The organism is Methylobacterium sp. BTF04 (assembly GCF_010692745.1).
Classification (GTDB): domain Bacteria; phylum Pseudomonadota; class Alphaproteobacteria; order Rhizobiales; family Beijerinckiaceae; genus Methylobacterium.
The window spans coordinates 25875-50205 of the sequence record NZ_JAAHTB010000016.1; the positions used below are offsets into that span (position 1 = coordinate 25875).

Annotated in this window: 24 protein-coding genes; 12 read left to right on the forward strand and 12 right to left on the reverse strand. The window is 67.3% G+C overall.

Features of this window, described 5'->3' with window-relative positions; translation table 11 throughout:
- Position 1: 1 nt before the first annotated feature.
- Positions 2 to 1066, reverse strand: a complete 1065-nt coding sequence (gene rfbB, locus G3T14_RS11775; protein ID WP_163642811.1) for a dTDP-glucose 4,6-dehydratase — start codon at positions 1064 to 1066, stop codon at positions 2 to 4.
- A 123-nt stretch (positions 1067 to 1189) separates the two neighbouring features.
- Positions 1190 to 1741 (reverse strand): dTDP-4-dehydrorhamnose 3,5-epimerase, encoded by a 552-nt coding sequence (gene rfbC / locus G3T14_RS11780; RefSeq protein ID WP_163642741.1) that lies wholly within the window; start codon positions 1739 to 1741, stop codon positions 1190 to 1192.
- Between the two features lie 255 nt (positions 1742 to 1996).
- Here rfbC and G3T14_RS11785 point away from each other — a divergent pair, with 255 nt between their 5' ends.
- The 5 genes from G3T14_RS11785 (at position 1997) to G3T14_RS11805 (ending at position 6081) form a co-directional block, all read left to right on the forward strand.
- Positions 1997 to 2554 carry a hypothetical protein gene (locus G3T14_RS11785; protein WP_163642742.1) on the forward strand — a complete coding sequence of 186 codons (558 nt, stop codon included), beginning with the start codon at positions 1997 to 1999 and terminating at the stop codon, positions 2552 to 2554.
- A gap of 267 nt (positions 2555 to 2821) precedes the next feature.
- On the forward strand, positions 2822 to 3424 hold the full coding sequence (locus G3T14_RS11790; protein ID WP_163642743.1) for a TetR/AcrR family transcriptional regulator: 603 nt from the start codon (positions 2822 to 2824) through the stop codon (positions 3422 to 3424).
- 131 nt (positions 3425 to 3555) lie between these two features.
- On the forward strand, positions 3556 to 3786 hold the full coding sequence (locus G3T14_RS11795; RefSeq protein WP_163642744.1) for a hypothetical protein: 231 nt from the start codon (positions 3556 to 3558) through the stop codon (positions 3784 to 3786).
- Between the two features lie 90 nt (positions 3787 to 3876).
- The gene (locus G3T14_RS11800) at positions 3877 to 4560 is read left to right on the forward strand and encodes a type 1 glutamine amidotransferase domain-containing protein (RefSeq protein WP_163642745.1); all 684 of its coding nucleotides are present in this window, start codon (positions 3877 to 3879) and stop codon (positions 4558 to 4560) included.
- A gap of 111 nt (positions 4561 to 4671) precedes the next feature.
- Positions 4672 to 6081 carry an amidase gene (locus tag G3T14_RS11805; protein ID WP_163642746.1) on the forward strand — a complete coding sequence of 470 codons (1410 nt, stop codon included), beginning with the start codon at positions 4672 to 4674 and terminating at the stop codon, positions 6079 to 6081.
- A 719-nt stretch (positions 6082 to 6800) separates the two neighbouring features.
- Here G3T14_RS11805 and G3T14_RS11810 read toward each other — a convergent pair.
- Both G3T14_RS11810 and G3T14_RS11815 read right to left on the reverse strand, forming a co-directional pair.
- Positions 6801 to 7871 carry an IS630 family transposase gene (locus G3T14_RS11810; RefSeq protein WP_163642747.1) on the reverse strand — a complete coding sequence of 357 codons (1071 nt, stop codon included), beginning with the start codon at positions 7869 to 7871 and terminating at the stop codon, positions 6801 to 6803.
- 652 nt (positions 7872 to 8523) lie between these two features.
- Positions 8524 to 8757: a DUF6471 domain-containing protein gene (locus G3T14_RS11815; protein WP_163642748.1), complete on the reverse strand. Its 234-nt coding sequence runs from the start codon at positions 8755 to 8757 to the stop codon at positions 8524 to 8526.
- A gap of 105 nt (positions 8758 to 8862) precedes the next feature.
- Here G3T14_RS11815 and G3T14_RS11820 point away from each other — a divergent pair, with 105 nt between their 5' ends.
- Positions 8863 to 9849, forward strand: coding sequence for an IS1595 family transposase (locus G3T14_RS11820; RefSeq protein ID WP_163642749.1), 987 nt, complete (start codon positions 8863 to 8865; stop codon positions 9847 to 9849).
- 87 nt (positions 9850 to 9936) lie between these two features.
- Here G3T14_RS11820 and G3T14_RS11825 read toward each other — a convergent pair whose 3' ends face one another.
- The 8 genes from G3T14_RS11825 to G3T14_RS11860 form a co-directional block, all read right to left on the reverse strand.
- Positions 9937 to 10605, reverse strand: a complete 669-nt coding sequence (locus tag G3T14_RS11825) for an SLATT domain-containing protein (protein WP_163642750.1) — start codon at positions 10603 to 10605, stop codon at positions 9937 to 9939.
- A gap of 109 nt (positions 10606 to 10714) precedes the next feature.
- Positions 10715 to 11146, reverse strand: coding sequence for a hypothetical protein (locus tag G3T14_RS11830; RefSeq protein WP_163642751.1), 432 nt, complete (start codon positions 11144 to 11146; stop codon positions 10715 to 10717).
- A 69-nt stretch (positions 11147 to 11215) separates the two neighbouring features.
- On the reverse strand, positions 11216 to 11605 hold the full coding sequence (hpxZ, locus tag G3T14_RS11835; protein WP_163642752.1) for an oxalurate catabolism protein HpxZ: 390 nt from the start codon (positions 11603 to 11605) through the stop codon (positions 11216 to 11218).
- Positions 11606 to 11628: 23 nt separating this feature from the next.
- Positions 11629 to 13023, reverse strand: coding sequence for an AtzE family amidohydrolase (locus tag G3T14_RS11840; RefSeq protein ID WP_163642753.1), 1395 nt, complete (start codon positions 13021 to 13023; stop codon positions 11629 to 11631).
- 5 nt (positions 13024 to 13028) lie between these two features.
- On the reverse strand, positions 13029 to 13232 hold the full coding sequence (locus G3T14_RS11845) for a DUF4089 domain-containing protein (protein WP_163642754.1): 204 nt from the start codon (positions 13230 to 13232) through the stop codon (positions 13029 to 13031).
- Positions 13233 to 13243: 11 nt separating this feature from the next.
- Positions 13244 to 14857, reverse strand: coding sequence for a regulator (locus tag G3T14_RS11850; protein WP_163642755.1), 1614 nt, complete (start codon positions 14855 to 14857; stop codon positions 13244 to 13246).
- Positions 14858 to 14928: 71 nt separating this feature from the next.
- Positions 14929 to 15618: an isochorismatase family cysteine hydrolase gene (locus tag G3T14_RS11855; RefSeq protein WP_163642756.1), complete on the reverse strand. Its 690-nt coding sequence runs from the start codon at positions 15616 to 15618 to the stop codon at positions 14929 to 14931.
- Positions 15619 to 15823: 205 nt separating this feature from the next.
- A complete protein-coding gene (locus tag G3T14_RS11860) occupies positions 15824 to 16591 on the reverse strand; it encodes a GntR family transcriptional regulator (protein WP_163642757.1) in 768 nt (255 codons plus the stop codon).
- A 473-nt stretch (positions 16592 to 17064) separates the two neighbouring features.
- On the opposite strand from G3T14_RS11860, the gene G3T14_RS11865 reads away from it, so the two are divergent.
- The 6 genes from G3T14_RS11865 (at position 17065) to G3T14_RS11890 (ending at position 24316) form a co-directional block, all read left to right on the forward strand.
- Positions 17065 to 18105 (forward strand): hypothetical protein, encoded by a 1041-nt coding sequence (locus G3T14_RS11865; protein WP_246733263.1) that lies wholly within the window; start codon positions 17065 to 17067, stop codon positions 18103 to 18105.
- A gap of 63 nt (positions 18106 to 18168) precedes the next feature.
- Positions 18169 to 19530 (forward strand): 8-oxoguanine deaminase, encoded by a 1362-nt coding sequence (locus G3T14_RS11870; RefSeq protein WP_163642758.1) that lies wholly within the window; start codon positions 18169 to 18171, stop codon positions 19528 to 19530.
- 100 nt (positions 19531 to 19630) lie between these two features.
- Positions 19631 to 21217 (forward strand): ABC transporter ATP-binding protein, encoded by a 1587-nt coding sequence (locus G3T14_RS11875; RefSeq protein WP_163642759.1) that lies wholly within the window; start codon positions 19631 to 19633, stop codon positions 21215 to 21217.
- Positions 21207 to 22283 carry an ABC transporter permease gene (locus G3T14_RS11880; RefSeq protein ID WP_163642760.1) on the forward strand — a complete coding sequence of 359 codons (1077 nt, stop codon included), beginning with the start codon at positions 21207 to 21209 and terminating at the stop codon, positions 22281 to 22283. Before G3T14_RS11875 ends, G3T14_RS11880 begins: the two co-directional genes overlap by 11 nt.
- Positions 22280 to 23206 carry an ABC transporter permease gene (locus G3T14_RS11885; protein ID WP_163642761.1) on the forward strand — a complete coding sequence of 309 codons (927 nt, stop codon included), beginning with the start codon at positions 22280 to 22282 and terminating at the stop codon, positions 23204 to 23206. The genes G3T14_RS11880 and G3T14_RS11885 overlap by 4 nt, the downstream gene beginning before the upstream one ends.
- A gap of 30 nt (positions 23207 to 23236) precedes the next feature.
- Entirely contained in the window at positions 23237 to 24316 is a 1080-nt protein-coding gene (locus G3T14_RS11890; protein WP_163642762.1) for a BMP family ABC transporter substrate-binding protein, read from the forward strand.
- The last annotated feature ends 15 nt before the right edge of the window (positions 24317 to 24331 follow it).

Consider the following 24331-nt stretch of genomic DNA (forward strand, 5'->3'; position numbering starts at 1 on the left):
CTCAGGACGCGGCCTTGGCGGCGCCGAGGCCGAGGCGCTCGCCGGTGTAGCGGCCCTCGCGGATCGGGCGCCACCACGCCTCGTTGTCGAGGTACCAGCGCACCGTCTCCTCCAGCGCCTGCTCGAAATCCTTCGTCGGCGTCCACTCGACCTCGGCCTCGGCCTTGGACGGGTCGATGGCGTAGCGCCGGTCGTGGCCGGGACGGTCGGCGACGTAGGTGATCAGACGGGCGTGCGGCGCCTGCTCCGGCCGCAGCCGGTCGAAGGCGGCGCAGAGCGCGTGGACCACCGCGAGGTTGTTGCGCACCGAGCGGCCGCCGAGCAGGTAGGTCTCGCCGAGGCGCCCCTTCTGCAGCACCGCCACGAGGCCGCGGGCATGGTCCTCCACGTGGATCCAGTCGCGCTCGTTGAGGCCGTCGCCGTAGACCGGCAGCGGCTTGCCCTCCAGGGCGTTGAGGATCATCAGCGGGATCAGCTTCTCGGGGAAGTGGCGCGGCCCGTAATTGTTCGAGCAGTTCGTCACCAGCACCGGCAGGCCGTAGGTCTCGTGCCAGGCGCGGGCGAGATGGTCTGAGGCGGCCTTCGAGGCGGAATAGGGCGAGCGCGGATCGTAGCGGCTGTCCTCGGTGAAGAACGCATCCGGCGGCAGCGAGCCGTAGACCTCGTCCGTCGAGACGTGGAGGAAGCGGAACGCCGCCTTGGCGTCGCCGGCGAGCCCGTCCCAGTAGGTCCGGGCGCCGTCGAGCATCACCTGGGTGCCGACCACGTTGGTGCGGATGAACGCGCCCGGATCGGTGATCGAGCGGTCGACATGGCTCTCGGCGGCCAGATGCATCACCGCGTCCGGCCGGAACGCGGCATAGAGCGCGTGGACCGATTCGGGATCGCAGATATCGGCCTCGACGAGGCGATGGCGCGGGTCGTCCGCCAGCGGCTGCAGCGAGATCGGATTGGCCGCATAGGTCAGCGCATCGAGCGTCGCCACCTCGTGCCCGAGATCCTGCACCAGGTGCAGAACGAGGGCCGAGCCGATGAAGCCGCAGCCTCCGGTCACCAGGATGCGCATGCGTGTCCTCTCTGTCAGGGCGATGGGCGTGGTCACGGCGACGGACCCGGTGGTCGTCTCCATGGGGTGCCGACCGGAAGCCGGACGGCCCATCGATTCAGTCGTGGTCGAATCCCGGTCCGATCAGAAGACGTAACCGAGTGCGTTCAGGCGTGGCGCCGCCTTGTCCTTGTCCGACAGCATCGCCTGCGCCGCGTCGACGGGCCAGGCGATGGCGAGATCGGGGTCGTTCCAGAGCAGGTTGCGATCGTGCGCCGCGCTGTAATAGGCCGACACCTTGTACGCCACCATCGTGTCGGGTTCCAGGGTGCAGAAGCCGTGCGCGAAGCCGACGGGGACGTAGAGCTGCTCGGCCGTTTGCGCATCGAGGCGCACGGCCACGTGGCGACCATAGGTCGGCGAGCCCTGCCGCAGGTCCACGGCGACATCCAGGATGGCGCCGGACAGCACGCGCACCAGCTTGGCCTGGGCCGCGGGAGCGAGCTGGAAATGCAATCCGCGCAGGGTCCCGGCCTGGGCGGAGAACGACTGGTTGTCCTGAATGAAGGTATCGGCGATCCCGCCCGCCATCAGGGCATCGGCGCGATAGGTCTCGGAAAACCAGCCGCGATCGTCACCGAAGCGCTTGGGGACCACGCGCTTGACCGCGGGGATCTCCGTCCCGATCACCTGCATGTGCGCTGCACCTTCCGAGTTCGGCCTACCATGAGCGGCGCCCCAGGAGCGGCGCGTCAAGGGCGGCGCGTCAGGACCTGGATTTGCCGCTTTAAGGGAAGGCTTCCGGCCGTATGTCAAGGGTTGGGGCTGGCTTTTGCGAAGCACCGATTACGCAGCGCCTGTCCGGGCAAATCCGGGATGCGGCCCTGTTTCCGACACATGCGGCGGTAGTTTGCCTGTACGGCAGCGCACCATGAGTGCCGGGAAGTCACGATGAGCGAGATCAGGATCACGGCGGGGACATGGGACGCGGAGCCGGCCGCCTATGCGGAGGGTCTCCTGCGCCTGCCGAACGGCAACATTCTCGGGGTCGAGGATCTGTCGGACCTGTCCGTCACGGACAACCCCGAGACGGGTCCGCAGCGCCGCGTGGCGGTGGTGCGCGGCCTGCGTTCGGCCCTGAGCGCGGTGGGTCCCCTGCCCCGACCGCTCAACCTCGCCGCGTCGTTCGTCGGGCTCGGCCTCGGCGTCATCGGCGGCGACGTCCAGGCCGGCGTGTCGCTGCAGGCCCGCTTCCCCGACGGGACCCGCGTCGTGATCGTCGCCGATCCGGCCACCGCCGCTCAGATGATGCGCGACCGCGAGGTGATCCGGCTCGCCGCCCTGCGGCGGACGGCCATTCCGCCGGCTCCGGTGGTCCTGGCCCTCCCCGCCCCCGAACCCGAGCAGGCCGCGGAGCGGGCCCTGACCTCGATCTTCGAGTACGAGAAGCGCAAGGGCCGGCTCCGCCGCCTCGCCATCGCCAAGGCGCCGGGCGAGAGCGAGTGCTGAAAATCCGACGGATCGTACCCACCCGAAATGTCCGAGACGGGTAGCAACCGGGTCTTGGGGTTCGCCCCGAAGCGGACGTTCCGCCTCCGACCCGGTTTGGTCGAAGCAGGCAACGCGCTCGCTTCCTGAAAGCGGACACCAGCGACGAGACGCGCAGCGGTGTCGTCCGCAGGTCGCGAAACCGCTTCACGCACTTGCGTGATTTCTTTGGCGAAAAAATGCGAAACGCCTCTAGACGACCGGTCTAATTCAAGCTATCTCATCGTCATGGCACGCGTCACCGCACATACCGACACCCGCCAGGGGATCCTCGACACCGCCTACGGTCTTGTCGGCGCGAAGGGGTTCTCCGGTGTCGGGCTCAATGAGATCCTCACCACGGCCGGCGTGCCGAAGGGGTCGTTCTACCACTACTTCGGCTCCAAGGAGGCTTTCGGAGAGGCTCTCTTGGCGGACTACTTCGCAAGCTATCTCGCTGACCTTGATACGACGCTTGCCGAGCCTGGGTTGAACCATGCCGAGCGCCTGATGAATTACTGGCGCAAGTGGCAGGCGACGCAAGGGAGCATCGAATACCAGCGCAAGTGCCTTGCGGTAAAGCTCGCGGCGGAGGTCTCGGACCTATCCGAGGCGATGCGCCTCGCCCTCAAGGGCGGCACCGCTGCGATCATCGAACGGCTGTCGCGATCCATCGCGGCGGGCGTGACGGAGGGCTCGCTCACGATCGAGAGCGAGCCGCATACGACCGCCGAGGACCTGTATCACGTCTGGCTCGGTGCGAGCCTGATGGCCAAGATTGTCCGCACCGACGCACCGTTCGAGGCTGCGATAGGGACGACCCGGCGCATCCTCGGTCTCGCGTCACACTGATCAACCCAGTTCCGACGTTGCCGCCAACGACCATTCGTTTCGTTTAGAATTGAGACGACCGGTCTACTCGAAGCTTGAGCCTACCCATCCCCTGGGTCCGTGGGGGAATAGCAGCCCGACGGAGAGAACCGATGCCCCACCCCAAAAAGACATCCGTGGCCGCTACCCTCAGCGTCGCCGGACTGATGGCGCTCCTCACTCCGGCAAAAGCGACGGCGCAGGAGCGGATCACCCTGGAGACCATCGGCGCGGTCCGCATGGCCCGGGTCGACGAAGTTCGCGGTGCGAACCCCGGCTTTCACCCCGCGCGAACGTCACTGGCGCGCGACCCAGCCGCGGGACGGACCGCGAACCCCCGATAAAGCCGATCCGCCGACCTCAAGCCGGCGCAAGCGAACGGTCCGAAACTCAAGTCTGTCCACTCACCCAAACGAAAAACCCGGAGAACGACGATGAAGATCCTGATGGTGCTGACCTCGCACGACCGGCTCGGCGACACCGGCCGGAAGACCGGCTTCTGGCTGGAGGAACTCGCGGCCCCCTACTACGTGTTCAAGGACGCCGGCGCGGAGGTGGTCCTGGTATCGCCCAAGGGCGGCCGCCCGCCGCTCGACCCGAAAAGCGCCGAGCGGAGCTTCCAGACCGACACGACGCGTCGCTTCGAAGCCGACGCGGCGGCCATGGCGGTGCTGGCCGAGACGGGCCGGCTCGACGCCGTCGGCCACGAGGGCTTCGACGCCGTCTTCTATCCCGGCGGACACGGGCCCCTTTGGGACCTCGCCGAGGACCCGGCCTCGATCAGGCTGATCGAGACGACGCTCGGCGCCGGCAAGCCCCTCGCCCTGGTCTGTCACGCCCCCGGCGTCCTGCGCCACGCCAAGGCGCCCGACGGGAAGCCGCTGGTCGAAGGCCGGAACGTCACCGGCTTCACCAACACCGAGGAGGAGGCCGTCGGTCTCACCCAGGTGGTTCCGTTCCTGGTCGAGGACGAGCTCAAGCAGAACGGAGGCCTCTATGCCAAGGGTGCCGACTGGGGACCCTTCGTCGTGACGGACGGCCTGCTCATCACCGGCCAGAACCCGGCTTCCTCCGGCCCCGCAGCCGAGCGTCTCGTCGCACACCTCGCGAGTCGCTGAGGACGCGGGCGCTCCCGGCGCCCGCACCCGACTGCCCGCCCAACCCATGATCGTCGCCCGGCCGAGCGAGGGCGATCCGCACGCATCGGCGACCTCGAAGGATCCGAGCCCATGACCACCGACATCATTTTCTCGGACGCGACCCGGCTCGCCGACTTGATCCGCACCCGGCAGGTCTCGCCGGTCGAGGTCGTGCAGGCGCACCTCGACCGCATCGCGGCGGTGGACCCTAAGGTCAACGCCATCGTCACCGTCGCCGAAGGGGCGCTCGCCGCGGCGAAGGACGCGGAGGCGGCCGTCATGGCGGGTAAGGCACTCGGACCGCTCCACGGCGTGCCCTTCACCGTGAAGGACTCCATCGACACCCAGGGCGTGATGACCCAGCGCGGCTCGCCCATCTTCAAGGGCCGCACCCCCGACACCGACGCGACCAGCGTCTCTCGCATGAAGAAGGCCGGCGGCATCCTGCTCGCCAAGACAAACCTTCCCGAATTCTCCTACTGGATCGAGAGCGACAACCTGCTCTCCGGCCGCTCGAACAACCCCTGGAACCTTGAGCGCACACCCGGCGGGTCGAGCGGCGGCGAGTCGGCGGCCATCGCGGCGGGCATGTCACCCCTCGGTCTCGGTACCGACCTTGCCATCTCGGTGCGTGGGCCGGCCGCTCAGACCGGCATCGTCTCGCTGAAGGCGACCCACGGGCGCGTTCCGATGACCGGCATCTGGCCGCGCGCCCCCCGACGCTTCTGGCATGTCGGTCCGATGGCGCGCTCGATCCGCGATCTCGCGCTCGCCTTCTCGCAACTGGCCGGCCCCGACGGCCTGGACGGCTTCGCGACCAGCGCCGTCCCGTTCGACGCCGGCTTTGGCACTGCGCCGGACCGCAAGCTCCGCGTCGGCTGGATGATCGGGCCGGGCTTCGGCCCCATCGACACGGAGGTCGCGGCGACGGTTCGCGCGGCGGCCGAGGCCCTCAAGGGCGAGGGTCACCACGTGGAGGAGGTACGCATCCCGGCGCTGGAGCGCGACTTCGCCCTCGACGTGTTCAACAAGCTCCACATCATGGAGATGAAGCCCGCCTTCAGGGAGGCGATTGCCGGCCGTCCCGAGGACGAGATCTACAAGATGGCCAGGACCATGCTGTCGCTGCCCGACACGTCGATGGAGGACTACGTCGCGGCCGAGCAGGCGGCCGAGCGGCTCCGGGACGGCTATGCCGCCTACTTCCGAGACCACGACGTCCTCCTGACCCCGGTGCTGCCGATCCCGGCCCACAAGCACGGCATCGAGGAACTCGTCGTCAACGGCGAGACCGTCGACCTGACCTACCTCCAGGGCGCCACCGTACCTCTCAACGTGACGGGCCTGCCGGGCCTGTCGATGCGCTTCGGGACGAGCCGCGAGGGTCTGCCAATCAACGTGCAGCTGGTAGGCAGCTGGCAGGCGGAGACTACGATCCTGCACGCCGCCTCGGTGCTGGAGGGCGTGAGCCCGGTCCGCGACCTGCACGCAAGCCTCTGACAGGAAGGACCTGCCGGGGAGCGCTACTCTTTGCCCGGCCATGAGAGGACGTCGAATGGCTGAAGTGAGAACGTAGCGGCCAACCTTCGCTTCCCGAGTAAACGCCCGCCTCTTGTGTTTTGTTTTCCGAGACCGGACCGGCAGAAATCCACCCAACTCGGTCGTCCTCTCTGTTCGGCTAAGTGGCCTGAAAGCGGCCCTTCCCAAGGCGTGGGCAGCATCCGTTAGATTTAGACCACGCGACGCTCAGCGCGTTCTCCTCCGGCTTCGTTCGCACCGATGACGCTCACGTTCCCTTAGGGCTCGTTCGCGTCGCTGACGCTCAAGTTCGGTATCATGGCGCAAACGCCACAAGCGCTCCGAAGGGGTCGCTTCCACCTCAACGGCCTCAAGTCAGGTCGGAGGTTCGGTCGTGAGGGTCGCGGCGCGGTGCGCGCTAAATCAATGTGTGAGATCTCTTTACTTGGGGAAAATACGCCAAGCCGGCTCTACGACAATCCAAATAATGTCATCGCTCGGCAACAAAGGGCAGGTCGCAAGCCCAACATCGTTTTCGCCGATCCCCTGTCTTAGCCCATCTGTTAGCGATAAAAACGGAGTGTCCGGTCTATCGCTTATTGGCTTTTCAAAAGCAGCAGCCTCATCTTCTGACATTTTTTTTGATAGGACGACAACGCCTCCAAGGCCAACGCACCGCGCAATATCGCTAGTGCACTGACTCAGACGGATGGTTCAGGGGATCGGCTGACAGCCGCGAGGATGTCGGTGGCTGGCTTGGTCCAGACGAAGGGTTTGGCGTTCCGGTTGTGCTCGGCGATATAGCGTTTGATCGCTGCTTGCAGGTCGACGACGCCGGTGAAGGAGCCTCGCCGCAGCCGACGACGGGTCAGCGCTGAGAAGAAGCCCTCAACGGCGTTGAGCCAGGAGGCTGAGGTCGGAGTGAAGTGGAAGGTCCAGCGCGGGTGCCGGGCGAGCCAAGCGCGTACCTTCGGATGTTTGTGGGTGGCGACGTTGTCGAGGATCGCGTGGATCGCCTTGCCGGGCGGGACAGTGGCCTCGACGGCGTTGAGGAACCGGATGAACTCACCGTTCCGGTGGCGCTGCATGCAGCGGCCGAGCACGGTGCCCGCCAGGACGTCGAGGGCGGCAAACAGCGTCGTGGTGCCGTGACGGGTATAGTCGTGGGTCTGGGCGAGGGGATGGCCTGGGGCGAGCGGACGGTCAGGGCGGGTTCGCTCCAGTGCCTGGATCTGGCTCTTCTCATCGAGGGACAGCACCACCGCATGGTCGGGTGGAGCCATGTAGAGGCCGACGACATCCTCGACCTTGGCGGCGAAGGCGGGATCGCGCGAGCGCTTGAACGTGCGCAGTCGATGCGGCTGGAGGCGGTGAGCGTCCCAGATCCGTTGCACGGCGCGCAACGAGATCCCGACAGCGCGGGCCACGGCACGGCCGGTCCAGTGCGTGACCTCGCCCGGCGGCTCCGAGCAGGTCAGCGCCAGCACCTCGGCCACCGTCTCGGTCGAATGGGGCGGCGTGCCGGGCGGACGCGTCTTGTCGCGCAGCAGACCTTCGACGCCCGCCTCGGCGTAGCGCCGCTGCCAGCGCCATACGGCCGGGCGACTGACGCCCGCCCGCCGAGCGACGTCTTGGACACTCAAGCGCTCGGCCGAGAGCAGGACGATGCGGGCGCGCTGAGTGTGTTTGAGCGGGCGGGAGCGGTCGCTGGCAATCGCAGCCAACCGTGCCGCGCAGGTCGCATCGAGGAGCACGCATACCGTCTGAGCCATCGCCCAGACTCGCACGTCTCATCGTACGCGTGAATCCTCTGTCCGCGTCACTGCACTAGGCGTTTCTCCTGGCATTGTCAGCGGCCAACCCGCTCGCGTTAGGGCGCCAGAGATTTGCAGCGATAAGAACGATGAGTCAGGGTCTCTTTCCCGCCATGATAAAACAATCTGTTTCTTAGGGGTGTCCTTTATTCGCTTAAGAAAAAGCTCTTCTCTAAGCTGGCGTGGGTTCAATTTTTGTCGCATTTCTTCTAGCTTTAACTCAGCGGTAGCCGTCCGTTCGTTGGACGCTGCTGCTCTTTCGTTGGCTTTTGCAGTCTCTGCTTCAAGCGCAGCCGATCGCTCTCCAGCGCTAGACTTATATTCCTCAAGTTCTCGCTTGGAATTTTCATTTTCAGAGCGTGTTAGTAATACTACGGATCTTGTAGTCCAAACTACAGCGACAGCGGCAAGCGCTGCGACCGTGAGAGATACAAGCATTAGCTGTTCCCAAGAGCGCAGATCTATGCCAAACACCGTCAGCCTCTCTCTCTTGGACGAGCTACTTTTTCTGATTTGCAGATTATCTGTCTTAGGCATTATCGTTGCCCCGCTTGCGATCTCTGTACGTAACAAAGAGCGTCATTATTAGGCCGACGAGATAAAGCTTTGGTCACAAGCTTGATAGATCTATTGCCTCGCATTCTAGCGCCGTCAGACTCGCTAAAAAAAATGTTGCGGCAAATGTGCCGCGGCTGAGTTTATTGGCGATTGATGCTTCCGTTTCTTTCAATCCGTGCGCCTCAAGGCGCCTCGCAAGCTCGGCGTAGCTCACCTCAGCCCGCTTCAACTCGGCTTTGAGGAACCGTTTCACCCGGTCCTCCCACGTCGTCGCTTTTTCAGCCATGCCGCGCCTCTTTTCTGAGCCTGCTTCCTATCATATCTGAGATTTTCCTGTTGCAAAAGGCAGCCCATATCATCTCAAATATGCGATATAGATCGCGGATATGACATGGCACAGCACTTTCTCCTCTCCGTCCGCGCCAAGACCCTGAGCCTCGCTCAGGTCATGCGGATGACGGACGACCAGGCCGAGGCGACGTTCCGCATGGTCCGTTGGCCCGAGACCAAGGGCGCCCCGGTGTGCAGCCACTGCGGCGGTCTGAACGCCTACGATTGCCGCCGCCCGAACGGCGCCCCGCGCTTCCGCTGCCGAGCCTGCCGCAAGGACTTCTCCATCACGTCGGGCACGCTGTTCGCCTCGCATAAGCTCCCGCTGCGCGGCTACCTCGCGGCCATCGCCATCTTCGTCAACGAGGTGAAGGGCAAGAGCGCCCTGGCCCTCACGCGCGATCTCGGCGTCCCCTACAAGTGTGCCTTCGTGCTGTGCCACAAGCTGCGCGAGGCGATGGCGGTTGAGATGAAGGGCCGTGTCGTCGGCGGCGAGGGCAAGACGGTGGAGGTCGATGGGGGCTACTTCGGCGGGTACATCAAGCCTGCCAACTACAAGGCCAACCGCGTTGATCGCCGGCTCGCCCGCAACCAGAACGGCAAGCGCGAGTGCGTCGTCATCGTGCGCGAGCGCGGCGGCAACTCGGTTCCGGCCGTGTTCCGCACCGAGGGCGCCGCGCTCTCTTTCATCAAGGCACGCGTCGCTAAGGGCACCGTCGTTCACGCCGACGAGGCGTCATCCTGGGATGCGCTCCACGCTCAGTACGAGGTCAAACGCATCAATCACCAGCAGGCTTACAGCGAGGCCGGCGCCTGCACGAACATGGCCGAGGAGTACTTCTCCCGCCTCCGTCGCGCTGAGGCCGGGCATCACCACCACATCGCGGGCGTGTACCTCCTCCGCTACGCTCAGGAGGCGTCATGGCGCGAGGATCACCGCCGGGAGGCCAGCGGCGCTCAGTACGAGCGCGTCGCCGAGCTGGCAATGAAGCGCGGCCCGTCCGTGGATTTCTGCGGCTACTGGCAGCGGCACCTAAAAGCCGCGTAAATACGGCATCAATATCACTGATACCGTCGCGCCCAGAAAAAAGCGCGACGTATCAATCATTTCATGCGCAAGGGAAAGTGTCAATGTCTATGAGCTAGCCCCTGCCGTGATCAGCGCCGCTCCTAGAAATACATATCGATAAACAATATAGGTAATAACAGCTCCAGCAAGAAGGTGCCCAAACCACCATGAATTTACAAACAAAAACGTTTTAAATCTATACCAAGTCTTGTGGGGAAACTGCCAACTCCAAGGATATTCCCTTGGGAAGAGATGCGGCTTATGGACTATTTCTCTATAGAAATCGACGTTGTCGTGATTGATAGGGCACTCATCAAGCGCGCTCTGATAATTTTTCTGTAACTCTTCAAGTCTAACACGTGCATTATCAACGCTGCCTTCAACATCAATGTTCTTCAATTCGTAATTTATTGTCGCTATTTTTCTTGCGCATTGATGCAATAACTCTCCTTGATGATAAAAGTTTTGCGACCCATCTAACAAAGAGGTAAATATGACAAAAACCGACAATACCACTGAGCATGCTAGCAAGATTTGATTTTGAGATTGCTCTAGCTTTAGTATGTTTGGTATAAGAGATAGCGCTATCACATACAACGAAAGTAGAGATACTATATACGAAGACCCTCTCTGTCGCCCTGCCAACCGTAGATTTGCCTGAAATCGGACGTCGCGGGTAATCTCAGCGCTTCGCTTGAAATCTTTTAAAGCAGATTTTAAAGCCTCATCTGACATCGCGTGCTCCCGACTATTTCCTCAGACAAATAGCCGTCTTTTTGCCAGTTTCAACCGTGCAACTGTCTGGCGCCCTTACTAGCGTCCACTCTGGTAGGAACGAATAAGACTAAGCTCGCACCCACCCCTTCAACTCCCCCTCAAGCGGCGCCTCCCGTGCGTGCTCGCCCTGCTTGAGCTTCCACAGGCAGGCGCCGACCCGCTTCCGTATCATCTGCAACATGGTCGGATCGTCGGGGTTGAGCCCGCGCGCCGTCATCACCGTTCGGGCGATGTCTCGGGAGGTCACAGGGCCTTCCGCGAGCCGTAGAGCGCCCATGACGTGCCGCATCATCTCGCCCCGGAAGGCGGCGTGACGGGGCGGGTACTGGCGGTTCGGGATCGCTCCCGTGTCCGCGTCCGAATCAAAGATGCGAATGGCCGCGTCTATCGCATCCAGGTCCGTGACGAGCTTCCGTAGCTCCATCTGCGTGTGTTCGATCTGGCCGGCGATCTCGGCCCGCTTGCGGACTAAGCCCCGCAGCACATGTTCGTTTTTCATGGCCCCGAGATGGGGCTAAGGTGCTGAGAACGCTTGTGGCGTTTGCGCCCTAATACCGCTCAAGTTCCCTCAGGTTTCATTCGCGTCGATGACGCTCACGTGGGCCGCCACCACTTTCCAGCCGTCCGGCAACCGGACCCAGGTCTGGCTCTGGCGGCCGATTCGGCCGGGGGCGCCGGCGCGGGTGAACAGCGTCATCGCCACCGCCGTATCGCGCCCGTAGGTGGTGATCACCGTGTCCCGCAGCGTGCGCTCCAAGCCCACGGCCGAGCGGCCGCGGCGGAAGGCGCGGATCGCGTCCATCCCGTAGAGGTTCTCGGCGGCTCCGTACCGGATGGTGCGGGGATCGTCGTGGAACAGCGCCTCCAGCGTCGCCACGTCGTTGCCGATCAGGGCCGCCTCATAGGTACGAAACACCGCCTCCACTTCGGCCTTCACCGCCGCCGCGTCGATCTCCATTCCCGTCTCCTGGTCCGGCCCGCTCACAGCCGCGCCACCGGCGCATGCACGATTCCGTCGCGCTCCAGGCGGCGCGCCACCCGCAACGCCAGATCCTCGCGCCAAGGCGCCGCGATCACCTGCACGCCGAGGGGCAAGCCGGCGTCGAGCCAGACCGGGACCGCCACCACCGGCAGGCCGATGAACGAGATCGGCTGCGTGAACACGCCGACATTGGCCCGCACCGGCAGGGTGACCCCGTCGAGGACGAAGTCTGTCTGGCCGGAGGCCGGCGCCCGGCACGGCGTCGCCGGGGCCAGGATGACGTCGACGTCGCGAAACAGCTCCAGCACCGCCGCCCGGTACCAGCGCCGGAAGCGCTGCGCCCGCTCGATGAAGGGCGCGGGGATCATCGCCCCGGCGATGAGCCGATCCCGCACCGCCGGGTCGAAATCGGCGGCGCGGCTGCGCAGGCGGTCGAGATGCAGCGCCGCCCCTTCCGCCGCGGTGATCAGATAGGCCGCCGCACGGGCCCGCGCCGCCTCCGGGAGCTCGACCCGGTCGCTGCAGCCGAGCGCCCGCGCGACCACCTCCACCGCGAGAAACGCCTCCGGATCGCCGCCGCGGGAAAAGTAGCCGCCGGCCACCGCGATGCGCAGGCCGTCGAGGCCGGCCTCCAGCGTGGCGGTCACCGGTTCGGGGGGGCGCGCCGTCGCCGCCGGATCATCGGCATCCGGCCCCTGCATCGCGTCGTAGCCGAGGGCGAGGTCGGTGACGCTGCGGGCGAGCGGCCCGAGATGATCGAAGCTGCTGACGAAGGGGAAGCTTCCCGCCCGCGTCAGCCGCCCATAGGTGGGCTTGAGGCCGAAGCAGCCGCAGAAGGCGGCCGGCACCCGGATCGAGCCGTTGGTGTCGGAGCCGAGCGCGATCGGCACGAGGCCCGCCGCCACCGCGCCGCCGGAGCCCCCCGACGAGCCCCCCGACATGTGGCCGAGCGCGTGCGGGTTGCGCGTCGCGCCGTCGTGGATGTTCTCACCGGTGAAGTCGTAGGCGTACTCGCCCATGTTGAGGCCGCCGACCAGGATCGCCCCCGCCGCCTCCATCCGGCGGATCAGGGCGCCGTCGCGCAGGGCCGGGGGGCGGTCGCGGTTGATCTTCGATCCCGCCCGCGTCGGCAGGCCCTCGATGTCGAACAGGTTTTTCACCGCGAACGGCACCCCGGCGAGCGGCCCGAGCGTCTCGCCCCGCGCCCGGGCCGCATCCTGCGCCGCGGCGCGGGCGCCGGCCCGCTCGGGCAGCACGTCGGTGAACGCGTTCACGGCGGGATCGACCCGCCCGATCCGCGCCAGGGTCGCCGCCACCGTGGCGGCGGCGCTGGTGGTCCCGTCCCGGAAGGCGGCGGCCAAAGCCGCGGCGGTCAGGGTGGCCGGATCATGCATCGGGTTCACGCGGTGTAGACCGGGGCCGGCTCGGCCGCGTCGGGGAGGGGAAAGCCGCCGACGAGGTCCGCCGCGGCGCACAGGACGCTGAGGTTGCTGCCGATGGCGCCGATCCAGGCGGGATCGAGGGGGATGGCCAGCAGCGCGGCCGCGGCGGTGATATAGGCGTCGGGGCCGGTGGCCGGCGGTGGAGCGTTGGTCTCCGACATGGGCTGTCCTTCTATTCGGCCGGCATGGCGGCGTGTGCCGGTGCCGGCTTCGGCGCTTCGGCGGTGGCCGTGCGCGAGGCCGCATAGAGCAGACCCGCCACCATCAGGTAGGCAAGCGCCAGGCCGGGCGTCACCGCGAGGCCGACGGCCGGTCCGTGCATGAAGCCGAAGAAGGTCAGCACCGCGCCGGCGGCGGAAAACGCGGCGGCCTTGGCGAAATCGCGCTCGATGATGAACACCGCGATCGCTCCGAGGATCAATCCGCCGAGGATCGCCCCCTCGCCCAGCACCCCGAGGCCCGCATAGAGCACGCCGGCCTGCCCGAGCTTGTCGAGCCCCACCGCCGCCGCGCTGGTGCCGGCGGCTCCGAGCGCTCCGTCGATGAGGGTCTTGCCCCAGGCGGCCAGATGCGGCGCGAAGGCGAGCACGATCGCCGGGGCATGGGAATGGGGCGTCTCCTGGAACGCCTGCGCCCCGATCAGCATGCCGATGTAGAGCAGGATCGGCGCGATCGCGACCACCGGCACCAGGCTCGACAGCAGCGAGATCAGGTTGAACCAGGCGAGCAGCAGGATCACCGCGCCGGTGGCGAAGGAATAGCCGATGCGGCCTCCCATCGCCTTCCAGCCGGGGTGGCCGATATAGACCGCGTTGATGAACGGGTTGCCCATCAGGCAGCCGATCAGGCTCACCACTCCGTCCGCGGTGAGCACGCGGGTGGTGGGATAGGGGTCGCCCGCCACCTCGGCGCTCTCGACGTTGTCCATGGCCTCGACGAGGTCGTAGATGCCGAACGGGATCGCGGTGACGAGGATGATCCCGATGAATTCGAAGCCGGCGAAGACGTGGCCGACCGCCGGCAGCGGCACCGAGAACCCGACGCCCTGGAGCGCCGCGGCGAGACCGGGCCCGCTGACGCCGCCCATGTCCAGGCCGAAGATCTTGGCGCCCCACGCCACCCCCATGCCGAACAGGATGGCGACGAGGCCCGCCGGCAGGCGGCCGGGGTAGCGCAGGCCGCCGAACCACGCGAGCAGGATGATCGCGAACGACACCACCCCGATCACCGGCGTGGTGATGAGTTCGAGCGCCGGACGCATGGCGATGAAGGTCACCGAGACCCCGGCTAGGGTGCCGAGCAGGGCGGCACGCGGGGTGATCCGCCGGATCAGGGGCGCCGCGAACCCGCCGATCATCAGGATGAAGCTCTGGATGAACACCCAGGCGAGCCCCGCTTCCCAGGCCTTGATCGGATCGCCGGTGGCGAGCTTGATCGGCAGCATGATCACGAACACGACGATGAACATGTGCGGCACGCTGATGCCCGAGGGCAGCGCGCAGACGTCGTCGCGCCCGGTGGCCGCGGCGAGCCGGTAGGCCAGCCAGCCGTAATACGCGGTGGAGAGGCACAGCATCAGCCCCACCGCGGGCAGGATGCGCCCGAAGGTGATGGCGTCGGGCATGCCCAGCACGAAGCGCAACAGGCCGGTGAGCACCAGCAGGTTGACGAGGATGTTGGTGCCGAAGCCGAAGAAGGCGTTCCAGTCGCCCGGCACCCAGAGGCTGGGCGGCAAGCCCTTGCCGATCCCCGCCGCCGGCCGTGTCCCGTGTGCTCCCGCCGCCATGCTCGTGCTCCTCGTATCCGGTGGTGCCGCTCCCGCGCTCTCGCGAAATCCGTGTGTTTTGCAACCCTGCGTCAGGCGTGGGCCCGGAGGGCCTCCACCACGGGACCCGAGGCCGAGACCCAGCCGAAGATGCCGCCCTGGGCCGCGATCATCGCGAGCCCGACCCGGTGGAATTCGGGGAAGTAGGAGGCGCAGCAATCGGCCAGCGCGACGCAGCGGTAGCCGCGATCGTTGCCCTCCCGGATCGTGGTGTGGACGCAGACCTCGGTGGTGACGCCGCAGACCAGCAGCGTGGCGATGCCGCGCTCGGCCAGGATCGCGCCGAGGTCGGTGGCGTAGAACGCACCCTTTCCGGGCTTGTCGATCACCACTTCGCCCGGCAGCGGCGCCAGGGCCGCCACGATGGCGTGGCCCGGCTCGCCGCGGATCAGGATGCGGCCCATCGGCCCCGGCGCGCCGATCCGCGCAGTGGGCTCGCCGCGCTCCAGCTTGGCCGGCGGCGCATCGGACAGATCGGGCCTGTGGCCTTCGCGTGTATGCACCACCAGGAGGCCCGCGTCCCGGCAGGCGGCCAGCACCGCCTGCGTCGGTGGCACCGCTGCGGCGAGCAGGGAGACGTCGTTGCCCAGCGTCTCGCCGAAGCCGCCCGGCTCGAGGAAGTCGCGCTGCATGTCGATGATCACCAGCGCCGTGCTCGCCGGATCGAAACCGACCTCTGCGGGCTCGGCCGCGATGGACAGCGTCAGGCTGGGTCTTGTCATTGCCGGAGCACCGGGCGCAGGAGATCGCGCGGTCGGCGGGTACGGCGTGGATGTCGCCCCGGTCGCGAATCTGTCCCGATCATGTATGCAAGGACCGCTATTCACACGCCCAAATTATGCGCGCGCGTGCACCCTTGTGTGGCAAGATGGGTCTTGCGTGGCAGGTTGGGATTTACGTGGCAGGCTGGAGCGTTCCTGCGCGGTCTCAGCGTCGCTGCCGCTCCAGGCGGGCTGGGCCCGCGATCCGGCTGGTGGGCTCGCCGCCGCGCCGTCCGCGCGCGGCCTCCTTGGCTCCCTGACGATCCTTGGCCGCCTGGCGATCCTGGGCCGGTGTGGCGTCCATGGCCTCGAACGCGTCCTCGACGATGCTCATGTGGATCAGCATGGCCGCGTTCGCCGCCGCCGCGTCCCGCGCCAGCACCGCGCGCACCACCGCGCCGTGCTCGGCATGCGAGCGGTGCAGGCGGCCGGGGGCGCGGAATTGCGCCCGCCGGAACGGCGTCAGCCGGCGCCGCAGCGAAACCGCGATCTCCTCGACCACGCTGTTATGGGCACCCGCATAGAGCGCGTCGTGGAACGCCTGGTTGGCGTTGGCATAGCCGTCGCGGTCGGCCGCATCGGCGAGCAGGCCCATGGCGTCGTGCAGGTTCTGGAGGCCGGCCCGCTCGCTCGGCGTCATGCTCAAGGTCGCCAACCGCGCGCAGGTGGCCTCGATCTCGCCCATGGCGATGAACAGCATGTCGAGTTCGTCCGGCGTGATCGTCCGCACCGTGGCCCCGGTGCGCGGACGCAGGTCGATCAGCCCGGTCCCGCTGAGCAGGCGCAGCGCGTCGCGCACCGGCGTGCGCGAGACGCCGAAGCGCTTGGCCAGGATCTGCTCGTCGAGATGGAGGCCCGGCGGGAGGGTACCGGTGAGGATGTCGTTGGCGATCTGCTCCGCCAGGCTTTCGGCACGGGTTTGGGAGGCGGCCACCGTCATCTCGGTCTGGAGAGCACCACCGGTCGGGAGCGACCGGTGGCGTGCCGTCATCGTAGAGCCGAGATCAGGCGGTGCCGCAACGCCCTCCTTCCGGGATTTCGATCACACTCCGGTGGCGGCGGTCGGCCGCGAGCCCAACGCCTCCCTCCTGCCGTCGGTCCCGTCCTGAGGGTGGCCGGAGCCGATCCGGCATCGTGCCTGCCGGGGACGTAAAGACCCGGCGTGTTCGTGTTCGTGATCGCGGTCCGGGTCCGCGCCGCCCGCTTCGACGACCGGATTCATGCGGCACGGAGGCGTTCGGACCGGCCTCGACTGACCGTGGCCCGCGGCCTCCAAAGCGCCGGAGCGCGTCCTCCGAGTGTTGCACAATTGTGTCGCGGCCGGCCCACCGATGGGATTGGCCTCGCCCTGGCATATCGGTTGCTCGCTCGGAACCCAGACGGGCGTGCAAGCCCATGGGGGACGCTATGACGATCACGACGTATGTACGACCGCTCGCCGCGGCCGCCATTCTCGGCTGCATTGCTGCCTCTTTGAGCTGCACTGCCTCGGGGCCCGCCTTCGCGGCCGATCTGGCCAAGGACAAGGACAAGGCTCCGGTCGTTCCGGCCGAGGCGCCGGTGTCGTTCTTCCTCTTCGCCGATACGCAGATCAGTTATCGCTACCAGTTCCCGTCGGCGAACCCGGGCAGCCAGATCCAAAAGGCCGATGGCAGCTTCCGCAACCGCGATGCGCCCAAGCAGATCCTCAACATCTCGCATGCGGATGCCTGGGCCTACGGGACCAACTTCTTCTCCCTCGACATCCTCAAGTCCGGCTCGCAATTCCCGGCCGGCACCACCAACCCGCCGGGCAGCGTCGCCGCGCCGTTCTTCGAGAGCTACGGCAACACCGAGGCCTATGGCCTCTATCGCGGCACGCTCAGCCTGAACGCGCTGCTGGGCACCAAGGCCTTCGCGATCCCGGGCGTGATCAAGGACATATCGCTGTCCTACGGCTTCGATGCCAACGCCCAGAACGACGCCTTCGGCTCGAAGAAGCGTGACGTGGTCGGCGGCCTGAACTTCGCCGCCGACGTGCCGGTCGGCTTCCTCAACGTGTCGGCGCACGCCTACAAGGAGTGGAATCGGAACGGCTTCAACATCCAGCCCGACCGCGACCAGAGCTTCGACACCGTTCCGGAATTCGAGATCGTCTACAACTTTCCGCTCGCCTTCACCGGCCTGCCGCTCAGCATCGCGGGCTTCAACAACATCGTGCTGCCCAAGGGCCGCGGCGTCAGGAACCCGGGCGACTTCGCCTTCAATCCTCAGCGCGGCCTCGAATTCCTGTCGCGCACCAACCTGGTGCTCGATGTCGGCAAGCTCATCTACGATCAGCCCAACCGGGTCGATGCCTTCATCGGCTTCCAGTACTGGCTGAACAAGTTCGGCAACGTCGAGACCGCGACCTTCAAGGGCACCGAGGAGAAGAGCTTCCTCGCGGGCTTCGCCTTCCACGTCTTCTGAGATCCGCCGGCCGGATCGCCGCCCGGCCGTCGCCTGCGAATCACCGAGAAAGCGAGGAGCCGCATGGTCGACGCCGGAACGTCCAAGCGCCTGTGGATCAAGACGCCGATGGCCATCCTCGCCGAGGGGGCCGCCGGCGGGATCGTGGTCGAGGGCACCCGCATCGTCGAGCGCGTCGGCGCCGGGCGCCAGCCCTCCGCGCCGGTGGACGACGTGTTCGACGCCAGCCGCCACGTGGTGATCCCCGGCCTCGTCAACACCCACCACCACTTCTTCCAGACCCTGACCCGCGCCCACCCGTTGGCGATCAACAAGCCGCTGTTTCCGTGGCTGCAATCGCTCTACACGGTGTGGGACAAGATCACCCCGGACGCGTTCCGGCTCGCCACGCGGCTGGCCTATACCGAGCTCCTGCTCTCGGGTTGCACCACGGCGGGGGACCACCACTACCTCTTCCCCAAGGGCCTCGAATCCTCCGTCGACATCCAGGTCGAGGAGGCCGGTCCGCTCGGCATCCGCGCCTTCGTCACCCGCGGCTCGATGAGCCTGTCCGTGCGCGACGGTGGCCTGCCGCCCGAATGCCTGACCCAGGACGACGACACGATCCTGGCCGACAGCGAGCGCGTGCTGCGGCTGTTCCACGACCCGAAGCCCGGCGCGATGGTGCAGATCGGGCTCGCTCCGTGCTCGCCCTTCAACGTGACGAAGCGCCTGATGCGCGAGAGCGCGGCCCTGGCCGAAGCCCATGATTGCCGCCTGCACACCCATCTGGGCGAGACGCTGGACGAGGACCGCTACTGCCTCGAAATGTTCGGCCAGCGCCCGGTGGACTACCTCGAAGAGGTCGGCTGGATGTCGTCGCGAACCTGGCTCGCCCACGGCATCCACTTCAACGATGACGAGGTGGCGCGCCTCGGCAAGGCCGGCGTCGGGGTCTGCCATTGCCCGACCTCGAACATGACCCTGGCCTCCGGCCAGTGCCGCACCTGCGAACTCGAGGCCGCCGGCAGCCCGGTGGGCCTGGGGGTCGACGGCTCGGCCTCCAACGACAATTCCAACCTGATGGAGGGCGTGCGCCACGCCCTGATGATCAACCGCCTGACCTACGGCGCGGAGAAGGTCACCCATCTCGACGCCCTGCGCTGGGCGACGGAGGGCTCGGCCGCCTGCCTCGGGCGCACCGATATCGGCCGCATCGCGGATGGCTGCGAAGCCGATCTCGCCCTGTTCACCCTCGACGAGCTGCGCTTCTCCGGTGCGCACGACCCGCTCGCCGCCCTGGTGCTGTGCGGCGCCTACAAGGCCGACCGGGTGATGGTCGCGGGCGCGTGGCGCGTCGTCGACGGCCAGCCGCTCGGCATCGAGACCGGCCAGTTGCGCGAGGCCCATACCAAGCTCGCCCACGCGCTGTTCGGGGCGCTGTGATGGCGGCGCCGGGCCGGTCCGATCCGGCATCGTCCGAGGCCGTCGGGGTGTTTTGGAATCCGACACCGTCCGGGTCGCGGATGCACCGGAGCCGGCTGGCATGACCGACATCGCCCCCCGCCCTCAGCCGGAAGGCCCCACGCCCCTGTTCGGGGCCTACGGCATCGTCAAGCGCTTCGGCGACTTCAAGGCCAATGACGGTATCGATCTCGAAATCCGGGCCGGCGAGATTCATGCCCTGCTCGGCGAGAACGGGGCCGGCAAGTCGACCCTGATGAAGATCCTCTACGGGCTTCTCGAGCCCACCGAGGGGGTCGTCACCCATCGCGGCGACATCGTGCGGCTCGGCAACCCCGAGGCCGCCCGCGCGCTCGGCATCGGCATGGTGTTCCAGCATTTCTCCCTGTGCGAGAACCTGACGGTGGCCGAGAACATCGCCCTCGTCATGCCGAAATCCCTGAGCGGGCGGGACCTGAAGGCGCGCATCGCCGAGGTCGGGACTACCTACGGCTTGCATCTCGACCCCGACCGGCCGGTCTGGTCGCTCTCCGCCGGCGAGCGCCAGCGCATCGAGATCACCCGCTGCCTGCTGCAGGACCCGAGCCTCGTCATCCTCGACGAGCCGACCTCCGTGCTCACGCCCGGCGAGGCCGAGCTGCTGTTCACGGTGCTGGAGCGTTTGCGCGACGAGGGGCGCGCCCTCCTCTACATCTCGCACCGCCTCGACGAGGTGCGCCGGCTCTGCTCGCGCGCCACCATCCTGCGCGGCGGCAAGGTGGTGGGCGCCTGCGATCCGCGCCAGGAGAGCGCGCGCTCGCTCGCCGCGATGATGGTCGGCGCCCAGGTCGGCGAGGTGAAGCCGGCGACGGGGGCCGCGCCGGGGCGTCCGCGCCTCGTGCTGAACGGCCTCACCCTTCCCGCCCCCGGCCTGCACGGCACGGCTCTGCACGCGCTCACCCTCACGGTGTCGGGCGGCGAGATCGTCGGGATCGCGGGGATTGCCGGCAACGGTCAGGCCGAGCTGTTCGACGCCCTCTCCGGCGAGGCCTTGGCGCCGCAGGCCGGCATGGTCGTGTTCGACGGCGGCGATGCCGGGCGCCTCGGCATCACCGCCCGCCGCCGCCGCGGCGCCGGCTTCGTGCCGGAGGAGCGCAACGGCCACGGGGCCGCGCCCACGCTCAGCCTGTCCGACAACGCGATCCTGTCGCGCCACGCCACGGCGGGCCTCAGCCGCTTCGGCTTCCTGCGCGGCGCTGCCGCGAAACGCCTCGCCCAGACCGTCATCGCGGCGTTCGACGTGCGCAAGGCCGGCCCCGATCCGGCCGCCGGCACCCTGTCGGGGGGCAACCTGCAGAAATTCCTGGTCGGGCGCGAGATCCTGGCCGAACCCGGCATCCTCGTGGTCAACCAGCCGACCTGGGGCGTCGACGCGCTCGCCGCCGCCCATATCCGCCAGGCCCTCCTCGATCTCGCCGGCCGGGGCGCCGCCGTGCTGGTGATCAGCCAGGACCTCGACGAGTTGTTCGAGATCGCCGGCCGGATCGCCGTGCTGCATGACGGCACGCTCTCGAAGGCCATCCCCGCCGGCGAGACCAGCCGCGAAAGCGTCGGCCTGCTCATGGGCGGTTCGCAGACCCCTCCGCCTGCCTCCGCAACCGTCACAGCGGGCCCCGCCCATGCGCATTGATCTCAGCCCCCGCGCCAATCGTTCGCCCGCGATGGACGCGCTCTCGCCGGTGCTGGCCTTCGCGGTGGCGGTCGCCATCGGTGGAATCGTGGTGGCGGCCATGGGACGCTCGCCGGCGGCGGCGTTTGTCACCTATTTCGTTGCACCCTTGAGTGAAGTGTGGTCGCTGCAGGAGGTGGCGCTGAAGGCCGCGCCCCTCGCCCTCATCGCCACCGGCCTCGCCTTCTGCTTTCGCGCCAATATCTGGAATATCGGGGCGGAAGGGCAGTTCGTGGTCGGCGGCCTGTTTGGTGGCTGGATCGGCGTCGCCACCCACGGGATGACGGGCAACACCCTCTGGGTGCTGCCGCTGATGCTCGTCGTCGGCACCCTGGCCGGGATGATCTACGCGTTGATTCCGGGCCTGCTCAAGGTCTGGCTCGGAGTCTCCGAGATCCTCACCAGCCTGATGCTGGTCTATGTCGCCGAACTGCTGCTCGACTACATGGCGCGGGGGCCGTTGCGCGATCCGGCCGGCTTCAACTTCCCTCAGAGCGTCACCTTCGACGATGCCGCCCGCCTTCCCTACCTGATGGAGGGCGACACCCTGCATGCCGGGGTGGTCGTCGCCCTCGCCGCGGTGGTGATCGCCACGCTGGTCCTCGCCCGCACCCTGTTCGGCTTCACCGTGCGGGTGGTGGGGGCGAGCCCGCGCGCGGCGCGTTTCGCCGGGTTCAGCGATGCGCGCCTGACGCTGGCGGTCTTCGCGGTGTCGGGCGGCGCTGCCGGGCTCGCCGGTATCGCCGAGGTGGCGGGCAAGATCGGTCAGCTCCAGCCCTCGATTTCGCCGGGCTACGGCTTCACCGCGATCATCGTCGCGTTTCTCGGCCGGCTCTCCCCGGTGGGCATACTCGTGGCGGCGCTCGTCATCGCGCTCACCACCATCGGCGGCGAGGGCGCGCAGATCGACCTCAAGCTGCCCCTCGATCTCACCCGCGCCTTCCAGGGGCTGCTGCTCGCCCTGGTGCTCGGGGCCGACGCCCTGTCGCGCTACCGCGTTCGCTTCGTACCGGGAGTCACCACATGAGCCTCGACGTGATGGAGATGGTGCTCGTCACCATCATCGCCGCGGCCACGCCGCTGATGATCGCCGCGCTCGGCGAACTCGTGGCCGAGCGCGCCGGGGTGCTCAACCTCGGCGTCGAGGGCATGATGGTGCTGGGCGCGGCCACCGGCTTCGCGGTGGCGGTCGAGACCGGATCGACCCTGACGGGGGCCATCGCCGGGGCCGGGGCGGGCGTCGCGCTCGCGGCCCTGTTCGGCATCCTCACGGTGGTTCTGAGCGCCAACCAGGTCGCCTCGGGGCTCGCCATGACGATCCTCGGGCTCGGCCTCTCGGGCCTCGTCGGGGCGTCCTATGTCGGCCTCAAGCGCGATCCGGCGCCGCATCTCGACGTTCCCGGTCTCACCGGGCTTCCGGGTATCGGCCGCCTCGTCTTCGGGCAGGACGGCTTCGTGTATTTCGGGCTGTTTCTCGTGGCCGCCGTCTGGTGGTTCCTGTGGCGCACCCGCGCCGGCCTCGTGCTGCGCGCCATCGGCGACGACCACACCGCCACCCACGCGCTCGGCCTCAAGGTCCGCAAGGTGCGCTTTCTCGCGGTGTTGTTCGGGGGCGCCTGCGCCGGACTGGCCGGCGCCTACCTGTCGCTCGCCTACACCCCGTTCTGGGCCCCGGCGATGACCGCGGGGCGCGGCTGGATCGCGTTGGCGCTGGTGGTCTTCGCGTCCTGGCGCCCGTTGCGGGTGCTGGCCGGGGCGCTGCTGTTCGGCGGCGCCACCGTGCTCCAGCTCCACGCCCAGGCCGCCGGGATCGGCCTGCCGGGCCAGGCGCTCTCGGCGCTGCCCTACCTCGCCACCATCCTGGCCCTGGTCTTGCTCTCCCTGGGCAAGCGCCAGGGCGGTTCGCTCGCCCCTGCCGCGCTCGGCCGGGTCTTCACCCCGCACCGTTGATCGCGAGCCCTCGCAAGGAAAACCGGAACGATGCGGATCATTTACGGCGCCCTGCTGGCGGCCTTCGCGCTGGGGCTCGGTTCGGCGCAGGCCGATGACAAGCCGAAGGCGGGCGAGAAGCTGAAGGTGGGCTTCGTCTATGTCGGCCCGGTGGCCGATTACGGCTACTCGTTCCAGCACGACCAGAGCCGCAAGGCGCTGGCGGCGGCGCTCGGCGACAAGGTCGAGACCAGCTTCCTCGAGAACGTGCCGGAGGCCGACAGCGAGCGCTCCATCGAGAGTCTTGCTCGCTCCGGCCACGCGCTGATCTTCACCACCTCGTTCGGCTTCATGGAGCCGACCCTGAAGGTCGCCAAGAAATTCCCCAAGCTGAAGTTCGAGCACGCCACCGGCTACAAGCGCAGCCCCAACGTCTCGACCTATTCGGCCCGGTTCTACGAAGGGCGCTACATCTGCGGTGAGATCGCCGGAAAGCTCTCCAAGACCGGGACGCTGGGCTACATCGCCTCGTTCCCGATTCCCGAGGTGGTGAGCGGCATCAACGCTTTCATGCTCGGCGCCCAGTCGGTGAACCCGAACATCAAGCTCAAGATCGTCTGGGTGAACACTTGGTTCGATCCGGGCAAGGAGGCCGAGGCCGCCAAGGCGCTGCTCGCCCAGGGCGCCGATATCCTGTCCCAGCACACCGACTCGGCCGCGCCGCTGCAGGAAGCCGAGAAACAGGGAAAACTCGGCTTCGGCCAGTCTTCCGACCAGATGCGCTTCGCTCCCAAGGCGCAGCTCACCTCCATCGTCGACGATTGGGACGGCTACGTGATCGGCGAAGCCAAGGCCGTTCTCGACGGCACCTGGAAGAGCCACGACACCTGGGGCGGCATTAAGGACGGGATGGTCGTCCTCGCCCCCTTCGCCAACATGCCCGACGACGTGAAGGCCAAGGCCGAGGCCACCAAGAAGGCGATCGCCGACGGGACGCTGGTTCCGTTCCACGGACCCGTGACCAAGCAGGACGGCACCGTGATGGTGAAGGCCGGCGAGAACGCCCCCGATCCGATGATCTTAGGCATGAACTGGTACGTGAAGGGTATCGACGACACGCTGCCGCAATAGGCGCAACCCGTCTGT

What these genes read in the sequence shown, in the direction of transcription:
- G3T14_RS11820 (WP_163642749.1), top strand. Translation starts at nt 8,863, where the DNA reads ATGGCACAGCACTTTCTCCTCTCCGTCCGCGCCAAGACCCTGAGCCTC.
- G3T14_RS11875 (WP_163642759.1), top strand. Translation starts at nt 19,631, where the DNA reads ATGACCGACATCGCCCCCCGCCCTCAGCCGGAAGGCCCCACGCCCCTG.
- G3T14_RS11880 (WP_163642760.1), top strand. Translation starts at nt 21,207, where the DNA reads ATGCGCATTGATCTCAGCCCCCGCGCCAATCGTTCGCCCGCGATGGAC.
- G3T14_RS11840 (WP_163642753.1), bottom strand. Translation starts at nt 13,023, where the DNA reads ATGCATGATCCGGCCACCCTGACCGCCGCGGCTTTGGCCGCCGCCTTC.
- G3T14_RS11795 (WP_163642744.1), top strand. Translation starts at nt 3,556, where the DNA reads ATGCCCCACCCCAAAAAGACATCCGTGGCCGCTACCCTCAGCGTCGCC.
- G3T14_RS11830 (WP_163642751.1), bottom strand. Translation starts at nt 11,146, where the DNA reads ATGAAAAACGAACATGTGCTGCGGGGCTTAGTCCGCAAGCGGGCCGAG.
- G3T14_RS11850 (WP_163642755.1), bottom strand. Translation starts at nt 14,857, where the DNA reads ATGGCGGCGGGAGCACACGGGACACGGCCGGCGGCGGGGATCGGCAAG.
- G3T14_RS11825 (WP_163642750.1), bottom strand. Translation starts at nt 10,605, where the DNA reads ATGTCAGATGAGGCTTTAAAATCTGCTTTAAAAGATTTCAAGCGAAGC.
- rfbB (WP_163642811.1), bottom strand. Translation starts at nt 1,066, where the DNA reads ATGCGCATCCTGGTGACCGGAGGCTGCGGCTTCATCGGCTCGGCCCTC.
- G3T14_RS11855 (WP_163642756.1), bottom strand. Translation starts at nt 15,618, where the DNA reads ATGACAAGACCCAGCCTGACGCTGTCCATCGCGGCCGAGCCCGCAGAG.
- rfbC (WP_163642741.1), bottom strand. Translation starts at nt 1,741, where the DNA reads ATGCAGGTGATCGGGACGGAGATCCCCGCGGTCAAGCGCGTGGTCCCC.
- G3T14_RS11870 (WP_163642758.1), top strand. Translation starts at nt 18,169, where the DNA reads ATGGTCGACGCCGGAACGTCCAAGCGCCTGTGGATCAAGACGCCGATG.
- G3T14_RS11790 (WP_163642743.1), top strand. Translation starts at nt 2,822, where the DNA reads ATGGCACGCGTCACCGCACATACCGACACCCGCCAGGGGATCCTCGAC.
- G3T14_RS11845 (WP_163642754.1), bottom strand. Translation starts at nt 13,232, where the DNA reads ATGTCGGAGACCAACGCTCCACCGCCGGCCACCGGCCCCGACGCCTAT.
- G3T14_RS11805 (WP_163642746.1), top strand. Translation starts at nt 4,672, where the DNA reads ATGACCACCGACATCATTTTCTCGGACGCGACCCGGCTCGCCGACTTG.
- G3T14_RS11800 (WP_163642745.1), top strand. Translation starts at nt 3,877, where the DNA reads ATGAAGATCCTGATGGTGCTGACCTCGCACGACCGGCTCGGCGACACC.
- G3T14_RS11865 (WP_246733263.1), top strand. Translation starts at nt 17,065, where the DNA reads ATGACGATCACGACGTATGTACGACCGCTCGCCGCGGCCGCCATTCTC.
- G3T14_RS11785 (WP_163642742.1), top strand. Translation starts at nt 1,997, where the DNA reads ATGAGCGAGATCAGGATCACGGCGGGGACATGGGACGCGGAGCCGGCC.
- G3T14_RS11885 (WP_163642761.1), top strand. Translation starts at nt 22,280, where the DNA reads ATGAGCCTCGACGTGATGGAGATGGTGCTCGTCACCATCATCGCCGCG.
- G3T14_RS11810 (WP_163642747.1), bottom strand. Translation starts at nt 7,871, where the DNA reads ATGGCTCAGACGGTATGCGTGCTCCTCGATGCGACCTGCGCGGCACGG.
- G3T14_RS11890 (WP_163642762.1), top strand. Translation starts at nt 23,237, where the DNA reads ATGCGGATCATTTACGGCGCCCTGCTGGCGGCCTTCGCGCTGGGGCTC.
- G3T14_RS11815 (WP_163642748.1), bottom strand. Translation starts at nt 8,757, where the DNA reads ATGGCTGAAAAAGCGACGACGTGGGAGGACCGGGTGAAACGGTTCCTC.
- hpxZ (WP_163642752.1), bottom strand. Translation starts at nt 11,605, where the DNA reads ATGGAGATCGACGCGGCGGCGGTGAAGGCCGAAGTGGAGGCGGTGTTT.